The organism is Mucilaginibacter pineti (assembly GCF_900101875.1).
GTDB lineage: Bacteria > Bacteroidota > Bacteroidia > Sphingobacteriales > Sphingobacteriaceae > Mucilaginibacter > Mucilaginibacter pineti.
Map to the genome: position 1 here is coordinate 1 of NZ_FNAI01000050.1, position 1,178 is coordinate 1,178.

Annotated in this window: 1 pseudogene; it reads right to left on the minus strand. The window is 39.6% G+C overall.

Going from position 1 to position 1,178, the window contains the following annotated elements:
* Positions 1–16 precede the first annotated feature (16 nt).
* Positions 17–1,116: pseudogene (locus BLS59_RS31120) on the minus strand (IS630 family transposase).
* Positions 1,117–1,178 lie beyond the last annotated feature (62 nt).

A 1,178-nucleotide genomic window follows, 5' to 3' on the forward strand; every position in this document is an offset into this window, starting at 1 on the left:
TGTGACGATTATTTAATTATGCAGCATAATGTCTTGATAGTTTTTTATCTGCGTCCTGTCGTGTGAACTTCCAGTCAATATTGCACTGTTTTTCGTTTCTATCGTTAGACCAGTTCATGACTTCTGACGTTAATATTTCTTTGCTGGCGATTCTGCCGCCGGTACATTGTCTGTCCATTATATTAATTTCGATTTCGGCCATGTTTAACCAACTTCCGTGTTTTGGTGTATGAATAAATTTGACTCTTTCAAGTATCCTATCCGCCCTTGGTTTATCAAATGCTTCGGTAATAGAAGTTGCAAAGTGTGTATTTAAGTTATCCAACACCAGTTGGATGCAGGAGGCGTTGGGAAAATGATTTTCAATCAAGTCTTCGACAAAATGAGCAAAGTCTTCTTTTTTTCTTGTATCCGTTACTTTTACAATACGTATACCCGCTTTAGGCGCTACTGCTACAAATATATTGCAAGTCCCTTTGCGCTTATATTCGTAATCATATTTTTCAAGCTGACCTGGCTTTGCTAGAATTGGCCTTCGGCTATCTTCAAGTAACTGTTTGCTTTTTTCATCCATGCAAACTAATGGCTGGTTTGGATCATGTGCTTGTTGGTATAGTTCCAATAAGCGATACATTCTTGTGCGGTATTCTTCTGTTATCGCCTGTATACACCACATTTGCCTTAGCCAAGGTTTAAGTTCGTTTTTTTTAACATCTTGCGGACGCTTCCGTAAGTTATAGTCCCAAACCCTTTTTTCTTTTTAAGTTCCTCTGCTAATAACCTGATAGTCCACCTTGTCCTCCCTTTCGGTGCCGGGCCACATGCAAGTGCCGTTAACTCAGCCTCATGGAACGTAGTATATTTTGCAGGCTGGCCGGGCCTGGCGTCATCCGTCAAGCCCCTTTCCAAGCCAAAGTCAAGAAACCTTTTTTTTATCCGCCAAACCGTCGTTCGGTCCACATCTAAAAGATCTTCTATTTCCGTGATTGTTAATCCTTTGTCTAAAAAAATAAGAATTGTTGCCCGGTTAAATTGCCTTAAACTGTGAGTCCCCGACTTTTTAAAAGCCTGGAGATAATCCCGTTCCTCTTGGCTAAGACTAAATTTGGTCTCCATATTTGTATTTTGCTTATCCCAAATATACAAATATGTTGCATAATTAAATAATCGTTACACTA